Origin of the sequence: Erysipelothrix aquatica (assembly GCF_009828775.2) — a bacterium.
GTDB lineage: Bacteria > Bacillota_I > Bacilli_A > Erysipelotrichales > Erysipelotrichaceae > Erysipelothrix > Erysipelothrix aquatica.
On sequence record NZ_WTSY02000054.1, the window covers coordinates 1 to 5,061 of the forward strand.

4 protein-coding genes are annotated in these 5,061 nt (G+C 38.2%); all 4 read right to left on the bottom strand.

Annotation, left to right across the window (positions count from 1 at the left end; genetic code table 11):
* Positions 1–256: 256 nt before the first annotated feature.
* The 4 genes from GVV20_RS10070 to GVV20_RS10085 all read right to left on the bottom strand — a co-directional run bounded on the left by GVV20_RS10070 (position 257) and on the right by GVV20_RS10085 (position 5,005).
* The gene (locus tag GVV20_RS10070; RefSeq protein ID WP_159741623.1) at positions 257–682 is read right to left on the bottom strand and encodes a GNAT family N-acetyltransferase; all 426 of its coding nucleotides are present in this window, start codon (positions 680–682) and stop codon (positions 257–259) included.
* Positions 683–877: 195 nt separating this feature from the next.
* The gene (gene tkt, locus GVV20_RS10075; RefSeq protein WP_159741622.1) at positions 878–2,857 is read right to left on the bottom strand and encodes a transketolase; all 1,980 of its coding nucleotides are present in this window, start codon (positions 2,855–2,857) and stop codon (positions 878–880) included.
* A 148-nt stretch (positions 2,858–3,005) separates the two neighbouring features.
* Positions 3,006–4,670 carry a phospho-sugar mutase gene (locus tag GVV20_RS10080; RefSeq protein ID WP_159812708.1) on the bottom strand — a complete coding sequence of 555 codons (1,665 nt, stop codon included), beginning with the start codon at positions 4,668–4,670 and terminating at the stop codon, positions 3,006–3,008.
* Between the two features lie 68 nt (positions 4,671–4,738).
* Positions 4,739–5,005 carry a phosphocarrier protein HPr gene (locus GVV20_RS10085; protein ID WP_159638428.1) on the bottom strand — a complete coding sequence of 89 codons (267 nt, stop codon included), beginning with the start codon at positions 5,003–5,005 and terminating at the stop codon, positions 4,739–4,741.
* Positions 5,006–5,061 lie beyond the last annotated feature (56 nt).

The following is a 5,061-nucleotide window of genomic DNA, read 5'->3' on the forward strand; positions in this document are numbered from 1 at the left end:
GCCAGGATCAAACTCTCCATTTGATTCTTTCTCATTTTTATACTCTGACGAGTTTTGTTTATTTCTTGTATTTCTTTTGAAATTGACGTTTCCTGTTTAGTTTTCAAAGACCATTTCGCACCCAAGTCCCCTTGAACGCTTGTACATAATACCACCCTATATCACTTGTGTCAACGCATTTTAGAGACTAATTTAGTCTTTTTAAATAAACATTTTTATCAATGTGAATATGGGTGGTTTTGTGCACTTATTAACTCTATTTTGACCAACTCATCAAGGATTCCATCTCGCCGGTTTCCTCGTCGACGGAACTTTCGTCAATATTAAAACCTTCCCTTAGATAAAATGAAACCGCACCTTTATTTTTTTCATAAACACTGAGTTGAATATCATCATATTTATCTTTCAAGAAATCTATCATTTGTTTACCAATTCCTTTACCACGATGTGACGACAATACAAAAATCCCTGCAAGATAACTTCCTCCAGTTATACCGGAAAAACCAAGAATCTCATTGTTGTCAATATAGACATACATATTGCTATTCTCCATCGCTTCCTTAACCATTTCTTTATTTTCACGCCAGTATTGTTCCGATATATAGTCGTGTGCTTCAACATTGACCGTTTCCCATATATCAATAACTTTGTCTATTTCACTGATTTTCATGTATCTAATCATAATTCACCTCTCTATATCATTGTATCACAATCACTTTGTGTTAGACGCTCACGATACAATACTAGTCGAATTGAAACCCGCGCTGAATAATTTGAAAATAAATTGATAAATAGAACTGCACAAGTGCTTAAAAAAATAAAAAATTAAAAATAGAAAAAACAACCACGTGAAGTGGTTGTTTCTAAATAACGATTATTATTTCAACGTTGACTTGATAACTTCGACAATATTATCGACTGTAAATCCAAAGTGTTCAAACAAAACATTTCCTGGAGCTGAAGCGCCAAATGTATCAAGGGATACTGTTGCACCATCAAGTCCAACATATTTACCCCATGGTAACGAAGTTCCAGCTTCAACAGCAACTCGAGAACGAATTGTTGAAGGAATAATAGACTCTCTGTATGCTTCGTCTTGCATTTCGAAAAGCTCTGTTGACGGCATACTTACAACTCGAACGCCGACTCCTGTTTCTGAAAGTTTCTTCGCCGCTTCTAGTGTAATTGCTACTTCCGAACCTGTTGCAATTGCAATTGCGTCTACTGTCTTTGGCTCATATACAATATATCCACCTTTCAACGCATTCTCTCCAGACATTTCGAGTTGCGGAAGGTTTTGACGTGACAGCACAAGTCCTACTGGAGTAGTTTTCGATGACAACGCTAAAGCCCATCCATATGCTGTTTCGCGTGCATCCGCCGGTCTAAAGGTAATGAAGTTAGGTTGTGATCGTAAAATCGACAATTGTTCTACTGGCTCATGTGTTGGTCCGTCCTCACCCAAACCGATACTATCGTGCGTTAGTACGTATGTTAACGGCACATTCATAAGAGAACTTAGACGAGCCATTGGTTTTAAGAAGTCCGTAAAACCAAAGAACGTTGCTACATATGGCTTCAAGCCACCGTACAATGATATACCATTACCCGCTGCAGCCATAGCATGTTCTCTGACCCCGAAATGTATGTTTCTTCCGAGATAGTTCTCCGAACTAAATGAGGTTTCACCTTTCATTGTGGTCATGTTTGATGACGCAAGGTCAGCTGCACCACCAAACATATTTGAATATGTATCTTTAAGGCGGTTAATCATTTCACCTGAAACATTGCGAGTTGCTTGTGGTTTGTCTTCAAACTCAAACAATGCTTTATTTTCCATGAGAGACTCTAATGAAATTTCCGAAAAGTCTTTGTTCCATTGTTGGGCTAGTTCAGGATATTCTTTTTCATAATCCTCAAATAGAGCTGTCCACATGTCATGAACTTTAGTTCCTTCATCTGCGATTTCTTTGTAGTGTGCATAAACTTCTTCCGGAACATAGAACGGTTCAAGGCTAGGATATTCCAAGAATGCTTTTAGTGCTTCTATTGATGCATCTCCTAGTGGAGATCCGTGTGATGCTGAAGAATCTTCCTTGTCACTACCATAACCAATTTTGGTGCGAATTTCGATGAGCGAAGGTTGTTTTGTATTCTCTTTTGCCTTTGCAATTGCTGCATCAATTGATTCGAGATCATTTCCGTCTTCGACAAGGAAAGTTTCGAATCCATATGCTTCATAACGCGCGCGGACATTTTCTTTGAATGCTAAATCGGTGCGTCCTTCGATAGTAATCTCATTTGAATCATAAAGAACGATGAGGCGGCCTAGTTCAAGTGTTCCAGCTAAGGAAGATGCTTCACTGGTAATTCCTTCCATCATACATCCATCTCCAGCAACGACAAATGTGTAGTTATCAATTAAATCATAACCCGGTTTATTGTATTTTGCAGCAAGGTGCTCTTGTGCCATCGCCATCCCTACAGCGGTTGAAAGTCCTGCTCCAAGTGGTCCAGTCGTTGCTTCAACACCATCTGTATGTCCATATTCTGGGTGTCCTGGTGTCTTTGAGTTTAGTTGTCGGAATGACTTAAGGTCTTCAAGTGTCACATCATATCCAAACATATGTAAAATTGAGTATAACAACGCAGAACCGTGTCCTGCTGAAAGGACAAATCTATCTCTATTTATCCACTTACTATCTTTAGGATCAAAATTCATGTGGTTAGCCCACACTGTATACGCCATTGGGGCTGCCCCTAATGGCATCCCTGGGTGTCCTGAGTTTGCTTTTTGTACCGCGTCTACCGAAAGTACACGAAGCGCATTTACTGCTAAGTTATCAATCTGTTTCATAATTTCGCTCCTTTGGTATTAGAGTACCTCATTTTACCTTTTGTTTCAATGTATTACTCTAAAAATCCAGGTCGTAAGAAGCACAAAAGGTTCTGTTTGATAACACCTATTCCAAGTCATTATTAACTAAAAAAAGACGGTTTCCCGTCTAAATTTTTGCAATTGAATTAATGTTTGCTTTTAATAGTTCGAATTTGGCTTGCGCCTTCTCGATGGTTTCATCAACAATGCAGTAATAGAACTTACATTTCGGTTCAGTCCCTGATGGTCTTATCGCAATCCAAGAGCCATCTTCAAGATAAAACTTTAAGACATTCGATTTTGGAAAATCGAGTTGTTCGCCATTTGAGCGCATTGATGTTTGGAAATCGTCAAAGTACTTTACCCCAATACTCGCAAAGGATTTAAACGCACCAGTTCTAAACGTATTCAAAATTTCTTGAATTTCTTCTAAACCAGTTGCACCTGCTCTAGTAATTGCTACTTGAGATTCAGTATGGGCACCATGTTCATCGTAAAGCGCATCTAGAACATTAACGAGCGTTTTATGCTGATTCAAGTAGTAGTTTGCAGCTTCAGCAACCATTAAACATGCTTGAATCGCATCTTTATCTCGTACGAAATCCGCAATTAAATATCCGTAACTTTCTTCATATCCAAAGACAAACGTGTAATCTTCCGATTCATTATGTTGTTGAATTTTGTTTCCAATATATTTAAAACCAGTTAAGGTCTTCTCTACGGTTACACCATATTTAGCAGCTATCTTTTCCCCTAAATCTGACGTAACTACGGTATTAAACATAATTGGATTGGTTGGCATTGTGTCTCGTTCAATTTTGCTTGAGTAGATGTACTCCTGTAGAATTGAACCCCCTTGATTTCCCGTAAGGTATTGGTACATGCCATTATGCTTAACTACAATTCCCATGCGGTCGGCATCTGGATCACAGCTGAGGATTAAATCTGCATCCAGTCGTTTTCCATATTCAATCGCAAGTTCGTAGCTTTCACGATCTTCTGGATTTGGCGTTTTTGTATTACTAAAATCAGGATCAAAGGTGCTTTGCTCCTCAACAACCGTTACATCATATCCAAGCGATGATAACAAGGTGGGGACCATTGGATAAGACGTTCCATGTTGCGAAGTAAACACAATTTTAATATTCTTCGGTTCTTCGGGTCGAAGTTGTATCGTTTTAATTGCATCGAGATAGATATTATCAAAGGTATCATCGATTGCATGTATCTTTGTTGAGTCAAAGGTTTCCAGATCAATTTCAGTTTCATCTTCAACTTCATTAATCAGTGCAATAACTCGTGCGATTTTATCGTCAACAAGCTGGCATCCTGTCTCGTCATAAACCTTATAGCCATTATATTCTTTAGGATTATGACTCGCGGTCACAACAATTCCACCAATACAACCCAATTCACGTACCGCAAATGAAAGCTCCGGTGTTGGTCTTAACGCCTCAAAAATATAGCTCTCAATACCATATCTCGAAAGAATCCGTGCACTGACTTCAGAAAACTCTCTAGATTTGTGGCGATTATCATAAGCAATTGCAACCTTAAGAGGTTGATTAGGAAATGTTTCAACTAAATATTTACCAAAACCCTCATTTGCTTTCGCAACTGTGAGCTCATTCATTCGATTGGGGCCTACTCCAATAAGTCCGCGCATTCCTGCAGTCCCAAACTCGAGCGATTTGTAAAATGCATCTTGTTGATCACTATCGGATAAATTATCAAAGCCAGATTTTACCCAGTCGTATTTTTCTTGTAATGCTGACCATTTTTTAATTGTCATTTTGTCCCTCCACGATGAAATAAAAAAAATAGAAGATTTACACCTTCTATTTTAATGCAATTATTATATTAAGCAATGACTTTTTGAGCTTTTAGTACTTCTTCAATAGTTGCGATTGCTTCGTCTTGATCTTCACCTTCAGCTGAAATTACGATTTCTGACTGAGTTGGGATTCCCAATGACATAACACCCATGATTGACTTCATGTTTACAGCTTTACCTTTGTAGCTAATTTTAATTTCGCTTTTAAATTTACTTGCTGCGTTAACTGCTACTGTTGCTGGACGTGCGTGTAATCCAACTGGATCGATAACTGTTACTGTGATTTCTTTCATTATTTTTTCCTCCTAGTTTTTTCTCTTTAATTTTATACTATTCGTGAGAATAATAC